Source organism: Metabacillus sp. RB-C-LZQ-3-1 (assembly GCF_058315175.1).
The window spans coordinates 125,386-145,098 of record NZ_JBZFLI010000004.1 but is presented as its reverse complement, the minus strand read 5'-3'; the positions used below and the strand labels follow the sequence as shown (position 1 = coordinate 145,098).

At 35.6% G+C, this 19,713-nt stretch carries 20 protein-coding genes and 1 other annotated feature; all 20 genes read right to left on the bottom strand.

Features of this window, described 5'->3' with window-relative positions:
- Window positions 1-19: 19 nt before the first annotated feature.
- Window positions 20-1,843, bottom strand: a complete 1,824-nt coding sequence (gene dnaG, locus AC4GZ8_RS08180) for a DNA primase (RefSeq protein WP_491081362.1) — start codon at window positions 1,841-1,843, stop codon at window positions 20-22.
- 32 nt (window positions 1,844-1,875) lie between these two features.
- On the bottom strand, window positions 1,876-2,328 hold the full coding sequence (locus tag AC4GZ8_RS08175) for a YaiI/YqxD family protein (RefSeq protein WP_491081360.1): 453 nt from the start codon (window positions 2,326-2,328) through the stop codon (window positions 1,876-1,878).
- Window positions 2,329-2,641: 313 nt separating this feature from the next.
- Entirely contained in the window at window positions 2,642-3,457 is an 816-nt protein-coding gene (locus AC4GZ8_RS08170) for a pyruvate, water dikinase regulatory protein (RefSeq protein ID WP_491081358.1), read from the bottom strand.
- A gap of 25 nt (window positions 3,458-3,482) precedes the next feature.
- Complete coding sequence (gene ccpN, locus AC4GZ8_RS08165; RefSeq protein ID WP_491081357.1) at window positions 3,483-4,112, bottom strand: transcriptional regulator CcpN; 630 nt, start codon at window positions 4,110-4,112, stop codon at window positions 3,483-3,485.
- A gap of 281 nt (window positions 4,113-4,393) precedes the next feature.
- Window positions 4,394-6,448, bottom strand: coding sequence for a glycine--tRNA ligase subunit beta (glyS, locus tag AC4GZ8_RS08160; protein WP_491081356.1), 2,055 nt, complete (start codon window positions 6,446-6,448; stop codon window positions 4,394-4,396).
- Window positions 6,441-7,328, bottom strand: a complete 888-nt coding sequence (gene glyQ / locus AC4GZ8_RS08155) for a glycine--tRNA ligase subunit alpha (protein WP_491081354.1) — start codon at window positions 7,326-7,328, stop codon at window positions 6,441-6,443. The genes glyS and glyQ overlap by 8 nt, the downstream gene beginning before the upstream one ends.
- 101 nt (window positions 7,329-7,429) lie before the next feature.
- Window positions 7,430-7,602, bottom strand: a binding site (T-box leader).
- Between the two features lie 55 nt (window positions 7,603-7,657).
- Window positions 7,658-8,410, bottom strand: coding sequence for a DNA repair protein RecO (gene recO, locus AC4GZ8_RS08150; RefSeq protein ID WP_491081353.1), 753 nt, complete (start codon window positions 8,408-8,410; stop codon window positions 7,658-7,660).
- A 33-nt stretch (window positions 8,411-8,443) separates the two neighbouring features.
- Window positions 8,444-8,587, bottom strand: coding sequence for a YqzL family protein (locus AC4GZ8_RS08145; protein ID WP_491081352.1), 144 nt, complete (start codon window positions 8,585-8,587; stop codon window positions 8,444-8,446).
- Between the two features lie 131 nt (window positions 8,588-8,718).
- Complete coding sequence (era, locus tag AC4GZ8_RS08140; protein ID WP_491081351.1) at window positions 8,719-9,630, bottom strand: GTPase Era; 912 nt, start codon at window positions 9,628-9,630, stop codon at window positions 8,719-8,721.
- Window positions 9,620-10,021: a cytidine deaminase gene (locus tag AC4GZ8_RS08135; protein WP_491081350.1), complete on the bottom strand. Its 402-nt coding sequence runs from the start codon at window positions 10,019-10,021 to the stop codon at window positions 9,620-9,622. Before AC4GZ8_RS08135 ends, era begins: the two co-directional genes overlap by 11 nt.
- A 183-nt stretch (window positions 10,022-10,204) precedes the next feature.
- The gene (locus tag AC4GZ8_RS08130; RefSeq protein ID WP_491081349.1) at window positions 10,205-10,588 is read right to left on the bottom strand and encodes a diacylglycerol kinase family protein; all 384 of its coding nucleotides are present in this window, start codon (window positions 10,586-10,588) and stop codon (window positions 10,205-10,207) included.
- Window positions 10,560-11,042 (bottom strand): rRNA maturation RNase YbeY, encoded by a 483-nt coding sequence (gene ybeY / locus AC4GZ8_RS08125; protein WP_491081348.1) that lies wholly within the window; start codon window positions 11,040-11,042, stop codon window positions 10,560-10,562. The genes AC4GZ8_RS08130 and ybeY overlap by 29 nt, the downstream gene beginning before the upstream one ends.
- On the bottom strand, window positions 11,042-13,198 hold the full coding sequence (locus tag AC4GZ8_RS08120; RefSeq protein ID WP_491081346.1) for an HD family phosphohydrolase: 2,157 nt from the start codon (window positions 13,196-13,198) through the stop codon (window positions 11,042-11,044). Before AC4GZ8_RS08120 ends, ybeY begins: the two co-directional genes overlap by 1 nt.
- Window positions 13,199-13,428: 230 nt before the next feature.
- Window positions 13,429-14,397 carry a PhoH family protein gene (locus AC4GZ8_RS08115; RefSeq protein ID WP_491081344.1) on the bottom strand — a complete coding sequence of 323 codons (969 nt, stop codon included), beginning with the start codon at window positions 14,395-14,397 and terminating at the stop codon, window positions 13,429-13,431.
- A 3-nt stretch (window positions 14,398-14,400) separates the two neighbouring features.
- Window positions 14,401-15,588 (bottom strand): sporulation protein YqfD, encoded by a 1,188-nt coding sequence (gene yqfD / locus AC4GZ8_RS08110; RefSeq protein WP_491081342.1) that lies wholly within the window; start codon window positions 15,586-15,588, stop codon window positions 14,401-14,403.
- Window positions 15,589-15,735: 147 nt separating this feature from the next.
- Window positions 15,736-16,023 (bottom strand): sporulation protein YqfC, encoded by a 288-nt coding sequence (gene yqfC, locus AC4GZ8_RS08105; protein WP_491081341.1) that lies wholly within the window; start codon window positions 16,021-16,023, stop codon window positions 15,736-15,738.
- Between the two features lie 70 nt (window positions 16,024-16,093).
- On the bottom strand, window positions 16,094-16,588 hold the full coding sequence (locus AC4GZ8_RS08100) for a YqfB family membrane protein (RefSeq protein ID WP_491081340.1): 495 nt from the start codon (window positions 16,586-16,588) through the stop codon (window positions 16,094-16,096).
- Between the two features lie 81 nt (window positions 16,589-16,669).
- Window positions 16,670-17,662: a flotillin-like protein FloA gene (floA, locus tag AC4GZ8_RS08095; protein ID WP_491081339.1), complete on the bottom strand. Its 993-nt coding sequence runs from the start codon at window positions 17,660-17,662 to the stop codon at window positions 16,670-16,672.
- 28 nt (window positions 17,663-17,690) lie between these two features.
- Window positions 17,691-19,013 (bottom strand): NfeD family protein, encoded by a 1,323-nt coding sequence (locus AC4GZ8_RS08090; protein WP_491081338.1) that lies wholly within the window; start codon window positions 19,011-19,013, stop codon window positions 17,691-17,693.
- A 242-nt stretch (window positions 19,014-19,255) separates the two neighbouring features.
- Window positions 19,256-19,702, bottom strand: coding sequence for a GatB/YqeY domain-containing protein (locus AC4GZ8_RS08085; RefSeq protein WP_491081336.1), 447 nt, complete (start codon window positions 19,700-19,702; stop codon window positions 19,256-19,258).
- Window positions 19,703-19,713: the final 11 nt, after the last annotated feature.

Sequence of the window (19,713 nt, the reverse complement as noted above, 5' to 3'; positions counted from 1 at the left end):
TTTATTTTTAGCTTACTTATCATGATCTTAGAGCTTGTTTTAATTGAATAATTTCCATTGCGATTTGGGCTGCTTCTTTATACTGCTTGTTTCTTTCAGCCTCAATTTTTTCTACTTCTTTTTCTTTTATCATTAACATTTTTTGATGATTCAACACCTGTTTTATATAATCTGAAAGTTCCTTTTCACTTACTTCAGAATTTAAGGTAATCATCGCAATGTTGGACACAATATGTTGTAATTCAGGACTCGGTAACTTCGATAGAAATGAACTGACATTTTCTTCATTTCCTTCTTCATAAAAAGCGTATAAATAAGTAACAATTGCTTTATGCTCTTCAATATTAAATTGAAGTCCAAGTCTATCCAGAACCTTTTCTGCCATTTCTTTGCTTCTAAGCATATGGCCGATAAGCATTCTCTCAGCGGTGTGAAAAGCTGGTAATAGTCGTTTTGACTGTATCGGCTTTCTTTTAGGCTGTTCTTGTATTCTTTTTTGTTGTTGAGGAGGTCTTTGACTGCTTTTCTGCTTTTCTTTTTGCAGAATCTGCTCCTTTAATACTTCCATCGAAAGGTCAAATTCCGAGGATAGTTGTTTTAAATAGATCTCCTTTTCAACTGCATTATCTAATTGTGCTAATTCATTAATGACATTTTCAATATACTGCAGCCTTTCTCCTTCATTTTGAAGATTTTTCCCTCGCCTGTAGTAGATCATTTTAAATGTCATAATCGGAACGCTGGCCCCTATTACATCATGCTTGAACTTCTCAGATCCAAACTTATTAATGTAGTCATCAGGGTCTAATCCATCTGGGATCATAGCAACCTTTATCTTACAACCAGCATCTTTAAGAATCTTTGCAGCCCTAATCGTTGCTTCGATTCCTGCGGAATCAGAATCATAACAAATAATAACTTCAGATACATTCCTTCGGATTATTTTTGCTTGATCCTCGGTTAGAGAAGTTCCCATGGTAGCAATTGCTTGCTCTACACTCGCCCTAGTAGAAGAAATAACATCAGCAAATCCTTCAAACAGTACAACCTGCTGATTTTTACGAATATGTACTCTTGCACGATGAAAATTATAAAGCAGCTTACTTTTATTAAAAATTTTCGTTTCAGGACTATTTAAATATTTTGGCTTTTCATCCCCAAGTACACGTCCTGAAAAAGCAATTGTATTCCCGTGGTGGTCCATAATTGGAAACATTATTCGATTCCTGAACCGATCAAAAAATTCTTCATTTGAATTATTTTTTTTAACTAATAACCCAGCTTCCTCCATTAAGGATAAGGAAAATCCCCGCTTTTCTAAAAACTTTGCTACAAAGTCCCAGGAATCTAATGAATAACCAATTTCAAATGTATCAATAATTTCCTTAGTAAACCCTCTACTCAACAAGTAGTCTAATGCTTGCTGACCTTCCTTTGTATTTACTAATAAATGATGATAGAATTTTTTCAATAGCTCATGGGCCTCAATCATCTTTTCTGTGTCTTTAGAAACAGCTGGCCCTTGCCCCTGATCTATTGAAGGTAGAGCTGGCAGGTCAATATTCGCTTTGTCAGCAAGATGTTGAGCAGCTTCAATAAATGAGTAACCTTCGTGCTGCATGAGGAAAGAAAAAACGTTTCCACCCGCACCACAGCCAAAACAATGAAAAATCTGCTTATCAGATGAAACTGAGAACGAAGGAGACTTTTCTCCATGAAACGGACATAATCCAAAATAGTTACGCCCTTGTTTCTTCAATTGAACATATTCACTTATTACATCAACAATGTCAGAAGTTCTTTGTATTTTTTCGATTAATTCCTCGGGAATTCGATTTCCCATACTAACAACCCCGTAATACAGATATTCGATATTTATTTAAGATCTCCTGCATGTTTCGACAAAATCTTTTCAAATGTTGTGATAAAATTCAAAGTATCATCATCTGTAAATTTTTTAGGACCTTTCGTGAATTTACCACTGCGTCTTTCCTTTGCAGATAAATAACGAAACTGAAGAGCTGTGTCAATATTTGCTTCTGAATATTGTTTTCCCCTTGGCGTAATAAAAATAACACCCTTTCGGATTAAAAGGCCTGCTAAACCAATGTCTTGTGAAATAACAATATCCCCGGTATGGACATGGTTAACTATGTAAAGATCAGCTTCTTCTTTTCCAGTATCAACAAATACCCACTGTCCTCCATAGGTTTTATCTGAAGTATGGTTATAAGAAGCAACAAATACAACATCAGTTTTGTATTTATTAGCAATTTGCATGATCTCTATTTTTACAGGACATGCATCAGCATCGACAAAAATCCTCACTGTTTTTTCGCCATAATTCTCTATTCTACATCACTCCGAAATTTCCTTCTACCTTACATACTTTTGTACTGAATACTATTCGCGAGAAAGACCTTAAATTCCTTTTTGTCGAAAATTATTTTATTCGTTCTCTTGACAGTTTACAAATAATAGTTTATTCCCATATGTCAAGTTCTAAACCTAAAAAAAGTATTTTTATCACAATTTTTTATTATAATATAAGTGTTTCAAAATTTCTATTATTTTTTCATCAAAACAATCAACTTAATCCAGATAGAGAAAAGGATGACCTGGAATTGCCATCCTTTCATCCTTACCCATTTTGTTTATTCATAAAATTCGCGATAATATTAGCTGTTTCTTCTACTGCTTTGTCAGACACATCTACTACTTGACAGCCAATTTTACCCACTATTTTATCAAAATAGTTAAGTTCTTCTTTTATACGATCAATGTTTGCATAAAAGGCTTCATCATTTAAGCCAAGAGATTTTAGTCGCTCTCTTCTAATATTATTTAACTTCTCAGGCATAATTCGAAGCCCTATGCACTTTTGTGGTGATACTTTGTATAACTCTTCTGGCGGCTCAACCTCTGGCACAATTGGTACATTTGCGACCTTAAATCGTTTATGCGCCAAATATTGTGACAAAGGTGTTTTAGATGTTCTCGAAACCCCAATTAACACAATATCTGCTTTTAATATTCCCCTTGGATCACGACCATCATCATATTTTACAGCAAATTCAATAGCTTCTACCTTTTTAAAGTAATCATCATCTAATTTTCTAACTCGCCCAGGCTCATATTTAGCTGCGATTCCATAGGATGTTTCCATTTTATCAATTAAAGGTCCTATAATATCGTAATAAACAACACCTTTTTTATTTGCCTCTTCAATTAGGTATTCTCTTAATTCAGGGATGACAAGAGTAAAACAAACAATTGCATTATCCTCCTTAGCTAGAGACAAAACCTCCAAAATAGTCCCTTTATCCTCTACATAAGGAATCCGTTTAATTTTTGTGTTTGAAGAAATTCCATTAAATTGACTTGCTGCTGCTTTTACAACCAATTCAGCTGTTTCCCCAACTGAATCTGACAGAACATAGATCAATTGATAGCTCATGTTAACCCCTCTTCCCGCTAGCTATTTATTCTTGTAGAAAGCTAACCAATATTTTTGTCATATTTGTTTTAGTGATTCTCCCAATTACTTCATAGCCTTTTTCTGAATCTTTAACGACAGGTAAAGCATCAATCTGTTTTTCTATTAATACTTTTGCAACATCTATTATGTAGTCATCAGGTCTACATACTGTGATGTTTGGCATTCTTGTCATGATAATATTCACTGGAATAGAAGTTAGTTCCTGCTTGCCAATACTCGTCCGTAATAGATCTTTACGAGAAAGAACGCCAACTAAATAAGAGTGATCATCTACAACAAACAATGTTCCTACATCCTCTAAAAACATCATGCAGATCGCATCATAGACTGACACATTGATACTGACGACTATTGGAATAGACTGATAATCTTTTACTTGAAGCTTTCTAAGTTGTTCTGTTAACAAATGCGTATTTGTTTTACCTGTAAAATAATATCCTACCCTTGGTCTTGCCTCTAAATAACCGGACATTGTCAATATCGCCAAATCCGGACGAAGTGTTGCTCTCGTTAACTTTAATTGCTCAGCAATCTGTTCTCCTGTGATTGGCCCATTTGCTTTAACAATTTCAACAATTTGCTCCTGCCTTTTATTCAGTTCTATTTTCCTCACCGCCTTACATATTCATTTTCGTCCAACTTGAAACATAACTCGATCAAATGGTTAAACTTATGGTTAATCAACACTTTATAATAAAGAGATAAACATTTCTAGTATCGTGATACTGTTAAAATGAAATTTCCGTTTCAACAAACATACCAAAGATTTTGTTTAGCTGATAAATTAATTATATACTTTACTCACTTTTTGAAAAGGATTTTATTTTAAGCTTTCTACCTATAGAAAAAGGGCTGACGTCTTTGTCAGTCCCTATTCATCCTAAAAATATCCTTTTATTTTACAAGGATAACATTCATTTTCGCAAACGATTCGATAAGTTGAGATAATTTCACCATCTGCGCCAATCGGTTTTGTTTTATCTCTTCATTATCTGACATAACCATCGTATGATCAAAATATTCGTTGATGATTGGTTTTAATGATGCAAGTGCTTCGTACATTTCCCCTGCGTTGCTTAGAGAATCCATTTTCCGAGCAGTTTCAGTGTAAGCATTAAATAATGATGTCTCATAATCATTTTCAAACAGTTCACTATTAATTTCGCTAATTGTGCCTTTTTTCGCGATGTTCATGACACGAGCAAGAGCTTCAATCGTTTCTTTAAAGTCTGGGTGAGCTGACGCGTTTTGTAATACTTTAGCACGAAATACTATTGAATTTACTTCAATCAATGATGATTCTAACACAGCATCAATTAGATCATAACGGATTTTTTCTTCAGCTAAACGATATTTTAATCTCAATTTAAAGAACGAAATTAACTCCTCGGTTGCCTTTTCTGATTCTTTGTTTTGATATTGACTAAATGATAGCTTGAATAATTCTTTTAATAATATTGACCACTCTTTTGAGAGTAAAATTTGAAGTATTCCGCTTGCCTGTCTTCTAAGTGCATAAGGATCCTGAGAGCCAGTTGGAATTTTTCCAATGGCAAAAAATCCAACGATAGTATCCAATTTATCAGCAAGCGCAACAATTGCCCCTACGTTTGAACTTGGTGCAGCATCGTCAGCATGTCGAGGCATATAATGTTCGTTAATAGCCACAGAAACTTCTTCTTTTTCACCACTTAAGCGGGCATATTTTTCTCCAATCTTCCCTTGTAGCTCAGGAAATTCATATACCATATGAGTAACTAAATCAAACTTACAAATGGATGCTGCCCGTTCAACATTTTCCTTTTCATCATTGTTGACCTGTAATTTATCTGCTAATCGTTTTGAAAGATTGACAATACGGTTAACCTTTTCACCTAAAGTTCCTAACTCTTCATGGAAAACGATTTTATCTAGCTTTTTCACTGCATCCTCAATTTTTAACTTCTGATCTTCTTGATAGAAGAAATTTGCATCAGATAATCTTGCGCGTAATACTTTTTCATTCCCTTTCGCTACATTTTCTAAATGGTTTTGATCCCCATTACGAACTGTAACAAAGAATGGCTGTAATTGTCCCTCTTTATTTCGAACAGGAAAATAGCGTTGATGTTCCTTCATTGTTGTGACAAGCACTTCATCTGGTAATGCTAAATAATCTTGTTCAAACTTTCCATAAAGTGCGGTTGGATACTCAACTAAATTATTTACTTCTTCTAAAAGATCCTCATCCACTGGGATTACCCAATTTTTCTCATTTTCCAAGTCAACCAATTGCTGACTAATTGCTTCTTTACGTTTTACGGGATCAGCCATAACAAATTGCTCTAACAATGCAGCCTCATACAGTGAAGGTGCTGCGATCTCAACCTTCGTTCCTAGAAAACGATGTCCGTAACTATAGGAATCCGTCTTAGCACCAGCTATTTCAAATGGGATAACATCTTGACCAAAGAGCGCGACTAACCATTTAATTGGACGAATATATCGTAATTCCTGGCTGCCCCAACGCATGTTTTTAGGAAAAGTAAGTCCAGTAATTAAATCACGTGTTTCTGCTAATAATTCTTTTGCTTCTTGGCCTTGTACAAATTTTTGAACATGAGCATATTCAACACCATTGATTTCTTTAAAATAGATATCCTCAACGGAAGCTCCTTGCCCCTTTGTAAAGCCAATTGCTGCTTTTGACCAATTTCCGTTTTCATCAAGCGCGATCTTCTTTGCTGGCCCCTTCGCTTCTTCTTCAATATCTGGTTGCTTTTCTAACACATCCTTGACAAGAACAGCTAATCTTCGTGGAGTGGAATAGGTTCTTACCTCTCCATGAGATAATTGCTTCTCTTCTAGCCATTTAGTTAGCTTTTCAGCAAATTGATTCATCGCAGGTGTTACATAATGTGCAGGTACTTCTTCTAAACCTATTTCTAGTAATAAATCTTTTTTACTCATGACCTTTTTCTCCTTCCTGTAACATTGGGAAACCTAATTTTTCGCGTTCGTCATAAAATGTCTTGGCTACTTTTCTAGCTAAATTTCGAACGCGGCCAATATAGCCTGTTCTCTCTGTAACAGAGATGGCCCCTTTTGCATCAAGAAGATTAAACGTGTGAGAACACTTTAACACATAATCATATGCAGGATGAACAAGACCCTCGTCCATTTGTCTCATAGCTTCCTTTTCATAGGTCGAAAACAATTCGAATAACATTTCAGTATTTGAGGTTTCAAACGTATACTTAGAATGTTCATATTCTGGCATTAGGAAAATATCACGTATTGTATAACCATCTGTCCATTCTAAATCAAAAACATTTTCTTTATCTTGAATATATGACGCAAGCCTTTCAATTCCGTATGTTATCTCTGCTGATACAGGCTTACATTCCAAACCACCAACTTGTTGGAAGTACGTAAATTGAGTAATTTCCATCCCATCAAGCCACACTTCCCAGCCTAGGCCTGCACATCCTAAAGAAGGATTTTCCCAGTTATCCTCAACAAAACGTATGTCATGCTCTAAAGGATTTATTCCTAAGGCACGTAAAGAATCTAAATATAGTTCTTGGATATTATCTGGTGAAGGCTTCATTATGACTTGGAATTGATGATGCTGATAAAGTCGATTAGGGTTTTCTCCATAACGACCATCAGCCGGTCTTCTAGATGGCTCTACATAGGCAACCTTCCATGGTTCAGGTCCTATACTTCTTAAAAATGTATACGGACTCATTGTCCCTGCACCCTTCTCTGTATCATACGCCTGCATAAGCACGCAACCTTGATCAGACCAGTGCTTTTGAAGCGTTAAAATCATGTTTTGAATATTCATATTCAAACACCTCCATAGTTATTAAATAATACTTGTTGACAAACTAAACCTGACAATAGATAAAGCACAAAAAAGCTCTCATCTCTATGTCAGATCATTGACATAGGGACGAGAGCTAACCCGCGGTTCCACCCTAATTGCTTATATGTATAAGCCACTTTAGAAGAATTTGCTCCGGAATGCCTTTCCTTACGGTTCAATCCTTAGCTTTCACCATCCTAAGGTCGCTTTCATTGAATCTTTCGCAAGTACTTCTTTCCATCTACACAACAATGTTAAATTATATTTGCATCTTAATCGAATTTTTAATCGATGTCAATATCCCTTAACTAAAGCTTTCCTTTTAATGAATCTATTTGATCAAGAAATCGCTTAGACTTTATGGTTAAACCGGAATATTCTTGAAAATACGCTTGAATGACCATTTTAAGTTCATTTTTTGTTTCTTGCTTAACAGATATCTTTCCTAACCGATTTAAGTCAAAATAGAAAAAAAGTCGAAGCAACTTTACAGTTGTAGGGGTTATAATTAGACGATAGGGATCGATTTCAAAGCACCTGTGGCATAAAAATCCTCCTTCTCTTATTGAAAAGTGAAAGGTGCCATCCTTATGACCACAATTTGAACAGCAATCTAATTGAGGATGAAGTCCTAATACTGGAAGCATCTTCATTTCAAAAATATAAAGTAAAATATCAGGGTCAACTTCCTCATCTAAGAAGGTAAGAGTTTGCATTAATAGTTCAAATAAAAATGGATTTCTCTCTAGATTTTCTGTACTCTTATCCAAAAGCTCTGCAATATATGATGCATAAGCCGTTAGAAATATATCTTCTCTAATACTTCTTAGCGACTGTATGGTCTCTCCTTGCTGTAAGCTTCCTAAACCACTCGATTTTTGGAATAAAAAGGTTCCATAAGTAAAAAGTTGGGTGATAGACGTTAGGCGACTATTAGGTTTCTTTGCGCCTCTTGCCATAACCCCAACTTTTCCTAGTTCTCTTGTATATAGTGTAATTATTTTGTTTGTTTCACCGTAATCGGTTGAACGGATTACAATTCCTTCACATTTTTGAAGCAATTTACCCCTCACCTTTCAAAGGTTCAGGCAAGATCAGGAAATTGGAAAATCTATTTCAGCTAGTTCATCGTCTTGAGAATCGGGTCCTTCATCATTCTCCTTTTCTAGTTCTTTAAAAAGAAGATAAGTATCAATGCTACCTGTTTGCGAAAAAACTTTCCAGGTAAAATCCAACATATAAAACCCCACCTTTCAGTTGTTAAGACTAGCAAGCATCAATCCAATTTCTTTACCGTTATCTTGACCTTTTCTTCATCATTTCATGTTAAACAATTTTTGCTAATGGATTAGATGAATATAATCTATTTTTAGTATTCATCTTCTCTGAAACCATAGTCTCTAAGCTGTGAAGCTTTGTTTCGCCAATCCTTCTGAACTTTAACCCACAATTCAAGAAACACTTTTGATCCCAAGAGTGCCTCAATATCAACTCTTGCTCTTTTCCCTACTTCTTTAAGCATACTTCCTTGTTTACCAATGATAATTCCTTTTTGTGAATCACGTTCAACTATGATTGTTGCTCCAACATAGATTGCAGAATTATTCTCTCTACGTTCAAGTGTATCCATGACAACAGCTACAGAGTGCGGAATTTCCTCTCTTGTTAGGTGCAATACCTTTTCGCGTATTAATTCTGTAATGATAAAACGCTCAGGGTGATCAGTTACTTGATCCTCCGGATAATATTGCGGACCTTCTGGTAAATAGGCTTCAATTTGCTGTAATAATGTGTCGACATTATTTCCTTGTAGTGCGGAAATAGGGACAATTTCTTTAAACGGATAAAGTTCCTTATATTGCTCAATTAAAGGCAGCAATTGCTCGGGGTGAATTTGATCAATTTTATTAATTATCAAAAATACTGGTGTATTTGTTTGTTTTAGCCTCTCAATGATAAATTCATCTCCACGGCCATACCCTTCCTCAGCATTGATCATAAATAAAATTAAATCGACTTCTTTCAAAGTGTTTTGTGCTACCTTCATCATAAAATCACCAAGTTTATGCTTTGGTTTATGAATACCTGGTGTGTCGATGAAAATAGTTTGGGAATGGTTTGTCGTATAAACTCCTTGTATCTTGTTTCGAGTTGTTTGCGGCTTATCGCTCATTATCGCAATTTTTTGTCCGATTACCCGATTGATAAAAGTAGATTTTCCCACATTAGGTCTTCCTATTATTGAAACAAATCCTGATTTGTAAGATTGATTATGATTCATGTAAATCCTCCGCTGAAAATGCTCCTGGTAGTAATTCTTGTACTGTAAGTTCTGTAATATCACCATGGAGGTTTGTTAGTATAACTTTCATATCTTTCGGGCAAAGCTCTGAAATAACCTGACGACAAGCACCACATGGAGGGACTGGTCGAGCAGTGTCAGCAACAACAGCCATAATAGAATAGTCTTTATCACCTTCTGAATAGGCTTTAAAAATAGCTGTTCTTTCAGCACAATTACACATGCTGTATGCAGCATTTTCAATATTGCATCCCTTGTAAACTTTGCCATCCTGAGTTAATAAAGCCGCTCCTACTTTAAATTTAGAGTAGGGAGTATAAGCCATTTCTCTTGCTGTCTTTGCTTCATTGATGAGTTGTTCAATATTCACTAAAATTTCTTCCTTTCTTTGCTGGCGAATGACTTTATCTCTTCTTTATTTTACCTAATTTTCACAGTAATTTCACGCCTAATTCTGCATTTGTAATTTAATTGTAAGAATTTTCGAAAATCAACTAAAATAGACTAAAAATGATGTTCGACCTTTTTACATGTTTCTTGAAATTAATTCATTTTAAGAAGCAAAAAGATGATTTGATACTATCATCATTCCAATTATAACGGAAAGAATTGCATAAACCAAAACTGCTCCTGCAGCTGCATCTTTTGCGGCTTTTGCTTGCGGATGATATTCACTTGTTATCATATCCACCACATGCTCTATTGCCGTATTGATTAGCTCAAGTGCCAGCATACCACCTATCAGAAATAAAATAATAATCCATTCTGTTTTCGAAAAACTTAATACGCTTCCGATTATAAACATGATAAATGATATTGCTACATGTATTTGAAAGTTTCGTTCTGATTTAAATGTTAATACAATTCCATTCCAGGCATATTGAAAACTTTTATAAAATCGCTTCCACTCAGACTTCTTCAGATCTTTTAAGTCCATAATTATTTAATATTTCCTTTTGTTTTGTAAACATCACTTTCTCTTCCGATTCTGTCATATGATCATAACCCAATAAATGTAATAAGCCGTGTACTGATAAAAAGCCGAGCTCTCTCATAAATGAATGACCATATTCTTCTGCCTGCTCCCTTGCTCTTGGAATCGAAATAATGATATCTCCAAGCACACGAGGCTGGTCTCCCCCTATAATCTCCATTTCTCCCTCTCCCATCTCCTCAAGAGCAAAAGAAATGACATCTGTTGGTTGATCTTTATCTCGATATTCACGGTTTACTTCTTGTATACGTTCATTTGATACGAATGTAACTGAAAGCTCTGCACCTTGAGATACATCCTCCACTTCAGCCGCAAATTGCAAAAGGTCTTCAACTGTTTTTATTTGTTCTTCTGTTAATTCATTTGTTTCATCATGACTATCAATAGATAATCTCATTATTTCACCTTCTGTTTTTTAGTTAATTCTGGATACTCAATTCGTGAATGAAAAATTCCTTTTAATGACTCACAAAATGATTTCGCAATAATATCTAATTCCTTTAAGGTTAGGTCACATTCGTCTAATTGATGATCTTGTAAGCGATCAGAAATAATGGACCTCACTAATTTTTCAATCTTTTCAGGTGTAGGATTATTCATAGACCGTACTGCTGCCTCTACACTATCTGCTATTGATATAATAGCTATTTCTTTTGTTTGTGGTTTTGGGCCAGGATATCGAAATTCTTCTTCATAAATAGAATCATTTGATTGTTTAGCTTGATGGTAAAAATACTTTAATAGAGTTGTTCCATGATGTTGCTCGGCTATGTCGATAAACTCTTTAGGCATTTTATGCTTTCTTAACATATCAACACCATCCGTTACATGAGCAATAATAATGTTTTTACTAAGTTGTGCTGATAATTTATTATGCGGATTCTCAATATTCATTTGATTTTCTATGAAATACTGAGGCCGTTTTGTTTTTCCTATATCATGATAGTATGCACCAACCCTCGCAAGTAAACCATTGGCGCCAATCGCTTCACATGCTGACTCAGACAAGTTTGCAACCATGACGCTATGATGATATGTACCAGGTGTTTCGGTTAAGATTTTTCTAAGTAACGGATGATTTGGATTTGATAATTCAATTAATTTCATCGTTGATAAAATCCCGAATCCTGTTTCAAAAAAAGGCATGAATCCTATTGTTAATACTGAAGACACAAGTCCAGATACACAGGCCATAATGAAGTAGGAGCTAATTTCAACATTTGAATAGCCACCATTTCTAATTAGCATTATAGCAGTTAACGCAAGAATATTAACACCTGCAACAAATAAACCAGCTTGAAGAATTTTGGAACGAAGATTATGTTCTCCTAAAAATAAAACCGCTGCCAAGCACCCAAAGAGATAGTATATCCCTACTGAAAAGTTAAAACTGCCTGTTACTCCTTCATTAAAGATAACACTTCCACATACTGCAAAAATCATACTTGTCCAAATTGCTAACCGCTCATTTAATAACAATTTCACAAGCATGACTCCCATGGCGACCGGAACAATATAGCCAATATGTGTGTAATCAATTTTCTGAAACAAGCTAATAATTTTCATAAGAAGAATGGTAATAGCAAATATTAAACAATATAATAACAAAAAATTATTTTTTTTCGAAATTGGGCTATCTTTCTTTTCAAAGAAATACACAACACCTGATATAATAAGGAGCACAAATATACCAAGTCCAAGGAAAGGTTTTATCGATTGTTGATCATCAAGCAATCCTACTAAGCCTAATTTCCTGTAAATTTCACGATTAATGAGCTCCCCCTCTTCAACAAGAATTTGGCCTTGTTTAATCTGAGCTACTTTTACACCGTCAATGGCTAATTGTCTCTGTTCTTCAGTAGCGGATAGATCGAACACATAATTTGGTGTTATCGCGAACCGAGCAAGAAATGTTGCAGATTCCATTACTTCTGTTCGGAGTGAGGTGTATTGCAGCTCTTCCTCTACTTGCTTTTTTGCTTCCGTAAGCTGGACAATCGGAATTTCCTTACTCATGATATTGTTAACAGCTGTTACTACCGCATCCTTTGCTAAGACAACTTCATCATCTGTTGTTTCGAGTAAAGGAAGAAATGTTTCACCAGGAATTTTTTTGTTTATCGATGGTGTTAATTTATCTTGTACTTTTTTAACTTGTTCCTCTAAAGGAGTTGTGCTGGACTCCGAATTTGCAGCTTCCTCTTTTCGAACCTCAATTACTGTGTCAAAAATCGAAGAAATAAGGTCTACCTGTTTTTCTGTAATTTCCTTTTTTAGGACGTATTGATCCTCTACAGAATCATATGCCTCTTGACGCTTCCTATCTGTTTCCACCTTATCTTCAACCGTTGATGGAGCATAGATCGTTTGATCAGAAACAGTAAAAAGCTCGATATCTAGTGTTTCTGGCTTAACATTACTATACAAAGCAACAAATAACACGACAGCTAAGATCCCATATAAAAAAATATGTAAAAATCGGTAGTTTTTTAATTTCTCTAAAAATACATTCATTTTTTTAACTTCTTTTGAATTAGGAGTTTTCTTTTTCAACTTTACACCACCCTTTGAGCACCTTCTAAGAAGAGGCATTTATAACAGCTCTTATTCCATTATTCAATTTTATCGAAAAATGTTCAACTATTAAGACAAAATATGACAAAAAAAGCACTGTTTGCAAGCACTTTCATAATTGCTCGCCAAAGTTGAATAACGAATGAGCATACTATCTATTTTAACATCAATTATGAAAAAGAAAGTGACCCGTTTTAAGCTTTCCCGGGTCACGATCCATCTTTTGAATTTTCATAAGCAGATATAATCTTAGCGACAAGTGGGTGTCTAACAACATCCGATTGTTCAAGATGAACAAAGGACAAACCACTTACATTTGTTAAAATATCTTTCGCAACTGATAGGCCTGATTTTACTCCTTTTGGCAAATCCACTTGTGTAATATCACCTGTAATGACCATCTTTGAACCAAATCCCAATCGGGTTAAGAACATTTTCATTTGCTCCGGGGTCGTATTTTGGGCCTCATCCAAAATAACAAATGCATCATCAAGTGTTCTCCCTCTCATATACGCTAAAGGGGCAATTTCAATCGTCCCACGTTCAATTAACCGTTGTGTATGTTCCATACCTAACACGTCATGTAATGCATCATATAACGGTCTTAAATATGGATCAACTTTTTCTTTAAGATCACCAGGCAAAAATCCAAGGCTTTCGCCCGCTTCTACGGCAGGCCGTGTTAAAATAATTCGCTTTACAGATCCAAGCTTTAGAGCATTCACTGCCATCACAACAGCTAAATAGGTTTTCCCTGTTCCTGCGGGACCAATTCCAAAAACAAGGTCATTATTTTGAATTGCAGAAATATAGTGGCGCTGACCTAATGTTTTGACACGAATGGACTTACCTTTAGCCGTTTTCGCAATTTCTTGAATATAAAGATTCTCAAGTTGATCCAACTTTTTTTCCTTTGCCATATTGATGGCATAGAGTACATCTCGTTCACTAATAGTTATCCCTTTACGAATGATAAGGAGTAAAGACTTCAATAATTCATCTACAAGTTGTACATGTTCAGCACTTCCTGAAACAAATACTGCTCCTCCTCTTGTTACAATGGATACATTTAATTCTTCTTCAATTCTTTTTAAATGAAGATCATGGTTTCCAAAAAGAGCTATTGCCTCATTTGGATTTTCTACTTGCTGATTCATTGTCACTAATTCTTCTGGCATTCTCTATTCTCCCTGAACAATTGGTGTGGTTTTTACAATATTTTCTATTGCTTGATATAATACGGTTAACCTAACTTTACCATTCTCATTCGTTTGGTGCAAAACTTTTTCTCCAATTACCTTTTCTTCTTCATCTAATTTATTCTCAATATCCTTTCGGCCTCTATCTAATGCTGCTTCCTTAGCTTGTTGAATTGTATATTTCCTCGTGACTTCTTCATTCTCTCGATACGTTTCATTTACATATGCAATCGGCAACGTAAAATTCAAGAACTTTAGATCGTAAACATCATCTTCCACTTCAAACGATTTATACTCGTTTGTCCCAAACCCCCATATTGGTATTCTTAAAGAACCTAGTTGAAGATAATGCTTAATCTTAGCATCCCCAGTTAACACATGAAAAGTCGTATTTAAGGGAATTGTAATCGTTGATTTATACCAAGTTTCTCCAAAGATTTCCGCTTTTGCAGCAACTTTTTTTGGCTCATCTTCCTTACCGATTAAACCTGACACTAAAACTTGTCCTTTTGTTACGTGTTCATTTAAGGTTGTTAGTGGCTGACCTTGCTCAACGAACATTTTTGTAATAACCGCTTCTTTTTCTGCTACAATATGCCTTGGACTAACTAAATCTTCTTCTTCAGGTTGGTTTTTTTCTACAACTTTTAAATGGTAGGTTGTTCCCATCAATTCAACTCCAACCCATGTTATTTGTTCAATATTATCAGTCAGTGACTTTTGAATATCATCTGGGTTCTCAACGAAAAATTGAAATTTACCTGTTTTCACACCAATTCTTGATAATTCTTTTTTGATTAAATGTTCTGTTTCAGGCGATGCACCCTCAACCTTAATTCCCCAAATCATATTTGATAATACAAATATAACGATTAAAAAAGCCATTAAACCTAGAACAAATCCACTATTTTTCCAAGACCTTCTTACTAAGAAAGGAAAACCAACTCTTCTTTCAAATCGACATTTACAATCATTTTTCCTGACTACAGAGCGAAGGGCATGTACATCTTGAAGGCGAATAAAAAAAGATAGACCATTATCTTTACTTCTTTTTACATTCCAAACAATGATATTACTTCTCATACAATCGTTTAAAAATCTTTCTGTTCCTCTTCCATCGATATTAACTTTAACAACACCAAATAAATAACTAGTCCATTGATTCTTCATCCTTCTCCCCCTTGTAAACCACTCAAACATCTATTCTTTTGTCTGCTGTGATACATATATCCAATGATCCACAGCAGACACCTAGAGAACAAGCCCCATGACCCTTTACCGCTAGCTTTATGATGACATTGAATCCTAGAAAAAAACTTATGTTTCATCGAGATATAAAACTTGAATAATTTTTCCTTCGAGCAAAATTTCTTCCGGTAGGATCGTCTTTATGACAAAGGCCTCACCTTTAATTAATAATTGTCCTTGTTTAAGCAAGAGGCGAAGCTCAGTATCAGTAAATTTTAGGAGTCCACGATGATTTTCTATGTAAATGTGAAGCTGTCCAACCATCGTAATTCTAGGAAGATCCATCATGACATCCGGCGGTAGTTCGATTGTGTTAGTGATCCATCGAGTAAATTGCTGGCGCCATTTTTTTGCCATAAAAAAAGACCCCCTTTCATCTCATATGTATGAGAGAAATCGGAGTCTTATAACAGGATTATTTGAGAAGTTATGAATGTCTTCTTCTTTTGGTATAATGTGGATTTTTAGCACGTGGAGGACCTAATATTTCACTCCAAATAACACCTTGTGCAGCCTTATTTTGATCAATTACAAGATGATGCTGACTAACGTTACGATTAACTAAAATTGAACTTTCTTGCTTCACTACAGGCTCTTTTTTAGGCTGTTCTTTTACTGCCATTACCTCTTTTTCTTGTTCTACAGAACGTTGTCTCATCTTTTCATAAGCCTCTTGTACCGTTTGAAGAGCGGGTTTTTTATCCTCTCTTCTTTGCCTTGTTTCAACAGTTGTCATCACAGGCTTTGGTACTTGCCTTGGATTTGGTCTCGGGTTCTGCCTTGGATCAGGCCGATTTTTAGGCTGGTTCGGTGCTTTAGGTTTAGTTTCTTCTTCATTATTTTTACTTGTAAAAAATCTTGAAAACAACCAAACAAGAAAAGCCCAAACAATCGGATTGGTAAAAATATCCATTAAATCCATGATTTCTCCCTCCTTTTATGAGGAAAAGGGATGAAGCTAATATTTTTGGTCATACCTTCCATCCCCTTATCATTACTACTCTTAATATTGATCAGGATCGTTCTGGTCTTTATTTGTTTTTCCGATTGAATCTCTCATTTCTGTATCAGCTGAAATATTTTTAATGTTCATATAATCCATTACACCAATATTTCCTGAACGAAGTGCCTCAGACATAGCAAGTGGCACCTGTGCTTCTGCTTCCACAACCTTCGCTTTCATCTCTTGAACGCGGGCAAGCATTTCTTGTTCCTGTGCAACAGCCATAGCTCTTCTTTCCTCAGCTTTTGCTTGTGCGATTTTCTTATCTGCTTCGGCTTGCTCAGTTTGTAATTCTGCTCCAATATTTTTACCGATATCAACATCCGCAATATCAATCGAGAGAATTTCAAATGCTGTTCCTGAATCTAATCCTTTACCTAAAACTGTTTGAGAAATAAGATCTGGATTTTCTAAAACTTTTTTATGATTATCTGAAGAACCAATTGTACTTACAATCCCTTCTCCAACACGAGCAATAATTGTATCTTCTCCGGCACCACCGACTAATCGTTCAATGTTTGCTCTTACGGTAATTCTTGCTTTCGCTTTTACCTCAATACCATCCATTGCTACACCGGCAATAAATGGTGTTTCTATAACTTTTGGATTTACACTCATTTGAACAGCTTCTAATACATCACGACCTGCTAAGTCGATAGCAGCACAACGCTCAAATGTTAATTCAATGTTTGCACGTTCTGCGGCAATTAATGCATTGACGACACGGTCTACATTACCGCCAGCTAAATAGTGGCTTTCAAGTTGGTTTGTTGTAACATCAAGACCGGCTTTGTGAGCCTTAATCAACGGATTTACAACACGACTCGGAATAACTCGACGTAATCTCATTCCGATTAAAGTAAATATACTAATTCTTACACCAGCTGCTAAAGCAGAAATCCACAGTGCAATTGGCACGAACGTAAAGAAAACCCCTAAAAAGATTAAACCTAGAATAACAAGTCCGATTAATAAAATGGCAGATGCATCCATTGAGACATTCCTCCTAATTTCTTAAATTTCAATCGTTTAATTCTCTCACAACAATACGTGAGCCTTCAACTTTTACTACTTTTACCTTTTCCCCTTTTGTGATATATCCACCTTCAGTTACAACATCCAGACGTTCATCATTAATAATTGCAGTTCCAGATGGCCTTAGAGTAGTTAAAGCAATACCTTCACAGCCTACTAACTCATGTCTGGAAACATTTGAAACATAACCGCCTTCAGTATTTGTTGAGTCACGCAATATTAGCTTTTTAAAGATATTCATACGCTTTCCAAACACCTTTACTAATAGGATAGATGCTGTTACTGCTACAGCAAAAGAAATTAATAATGATATCGTCATATGAACAAAATTCCCTGAAGCAACATACAAACTACCAATGATGCTAACAAACCCCAGAATACCTAATATACCGCCTGGCACAAAGAATTCAGCTATGATGAAAATAACCCCTAATATAAAGAGGATAATGGATTCCATTCCGGCAAGGCCAGCTACCAGGTGACCGTAGAAGAATAAAAGCAGTGCACTAATCCCCATAAAACCTGGGACCCCAAAGCCTGGAGAATAAAGCTCTACAACTAAACCGAGGCTTCCTATTGATAAAAGAATTGGTACAACAACCGGGTTGGTAATAAACCGAGCTATTTTTTCAGCAAAGCTTTCCTCAGCTTCAATTACTGATGCTCCCTGAAGGTTTAGCTCAGTTAACAAGTCAGTTAAATCAGTAGCCGTTCCTTCCGCATAGCCTACTTCCACTGCTTGCTTTGTTTCAAGTGTTAGCAAGTCTCCTTTTCCAGCACCATATTCAGGTATATCAACATCTTTATCAACCATGGCCAATGCATACTTCGGGTCACGACCATTACGTTCAGCTGATTCCCTCATTTCGGATAACCACAGGGATTGAGCTTTGTCATCAGCTGCATTTCCATCACCGGTAATAATTGCAGCAGAACCCATTTGACTTCCTGGTGCCATATAAATTTGATCGGCATTTAGTGCAATATAAGCTCCAGCAGATATGGCCCTTCTATTAATATAGGCTGTTATCGGGATTTCGCTGGATCGAAGAGTATCAGCAATTTCCATCGCTCCATCCACTGCACCACCTAGCGTATCAATTTCAAGAATAATATGATCTACTTTTTGGGCTTTTGCATCCGAGATGGTTCTCTTTATATATTGAGAGAGTCCTTTTTCAACAGTTTCTTCGACTGGAATAACGTACACTTTTTGATTTGAATCAGCTTTAACAATTGCTTGAAACCCTTGATAAAAACTTAGGATAAAAGCAAAACCAATCAAAAAAAGAAAAAACTGTTTTCTCACCCTTTTCCCTCCCCTCTATTCATAGATATCTCTGTTAAACTTACCTTTTGATTTTTGCACCTAGAACTATACAATGCTAAAATCAGTCATTTACCATAGAATAGCTTATCAGATAATAATAATACGAATAGAAAAACAAATAGTTTCATTTTATTTTTATGTATACGATTTCTTTCTGTTTTTTTTCATCATTTCTTCAGATAGCAAAAACACCTTGCACTTAGCAAGGTGTTTTATATCATTTATGATAGCTGCTGTTGCACAAGCTTATTAACAAGACTTCCGTCTGCTTTACCTTTTACTTTGGGCATAAGTGCTCCCATGACTTTCCCCATATCGGCTTTTGAAGTAGCGTTCACTTCTGCAATTGTTTGTTTTACAATTTCAGAAACTTCTTCCTCGGAAAGCTGCTCAGGCATATAATCGACAAGTATATCGATTTCTGCTTGTGTTTTTTCAGCTAAGTCCAAACGATCAGCATTTTTGAATTCCTGGAGGGAGTCTTTGCGTTGTTTAAGTTCGCGAGAAAGAACAGTCAATTCTTCTTCAGCAGACAATTCATTATTGCCAAGTTTAATTGCTTCATTTTGTAAAGCAGCCTTGACCATACGAATGACAACTAATTTATCTTTTTCTTTGTTTTTCATCGCTTGTTTCATATCTTGATTCAATTGATCAAGAAGACTCATACGTACACCCT

Coding starts and splice junctions, on each gene's coding strand:
- dnaG (WP_491081362.1), bottom strand. CDS start 1,843: ATGGGAAATCGAATTCCCGAGGAATTAATCGAAAAAATACAAAGAACT.
- AC4GZ8_RS08170 (WP_491081358.1), bottom strand. CDS start 3,457: ATGAGCTATCAATTGATCTATGTTCTGTCAGATTCAGTTGGGGAAACA.
- glyS (WP_491081356.1), bottom strand. CDS start 6,448: ATGAGTAAAAAAGATTTATTACTAGAAATAGGTTTAGAAGAAGTACCT.
- glyQ (WP_491081354.1), bottom strand. CDS start 7,328: ATGAATATTCAAAACATGATTTTAACGCTTCAAAAGCACTGGTCTGAT.
- AC4GZ8_RS08145 (WP_491081352.1), bottom strand. CDS start 8,587: ATGTTGGATTTTACCTGGAAAGTTTTTTCGCAAACAGGTAGCATTGAT.
- era (WP_491081351.1), bottom strand. CDS start 9,630: ATGAATCATAATCAATCTTACAAATCAGGATTTGTTTCAATAATAGGA.
- AC4GZ8_RS08130 (WP_491081349.1), bottom strand. CDS start 10,588: ATGGACTTAAAAGATCTGAAGAAGTCTGAGTGGAAGCGATTTTATAAA.
- ybeY (WP_491081348.1), bottom strand. CDS start 11,042: ATGAGATTATCTATTGATAGTCATGATGAAACAAATGAATTAACAGAA.
- AC4GZ8_RS08115 (WP_491081344.1), bottom strand. CDS start 14,397: ATGCCAGAAGAATTAGTGACAATGAATCAGCAAGTAGAAAATCCAAAT.
- yqfD (WP_491081342.1), bottom strand. CDS start 15,588: ATGAAGAATCAATGGACTAGTTATTTATTTGGTGTTGTTAAAGTTAAT.
- yqfC (WP_491081341.1), bottom strand. CDS start 16,023: ATGGCAAAAAAATGGCGCCAGCAATTTACTCGATGGATCACTAACACA.
- AC4GZ8_RS08100 (WP_491081340.1), bottom strand. CDS start 16,588: ATGGATTTAATGGATATTTTTACCAATCCGATTGTTTGGGCTTTTCTT.
- floA (WP_491081339.1), bottom strand. CDS start 17,662: ATGGATGCATCTGCCATTTTATTAATCGGACTTGTTATTCTAGGTTTA.
- AC4GZ8_RS08085 (WP_491081336.1), bottom strand. CDS start 19,702: ATGAGTCTTCTTGATCAATTGAATCAAGATATGAAACAAGCGATGAAA.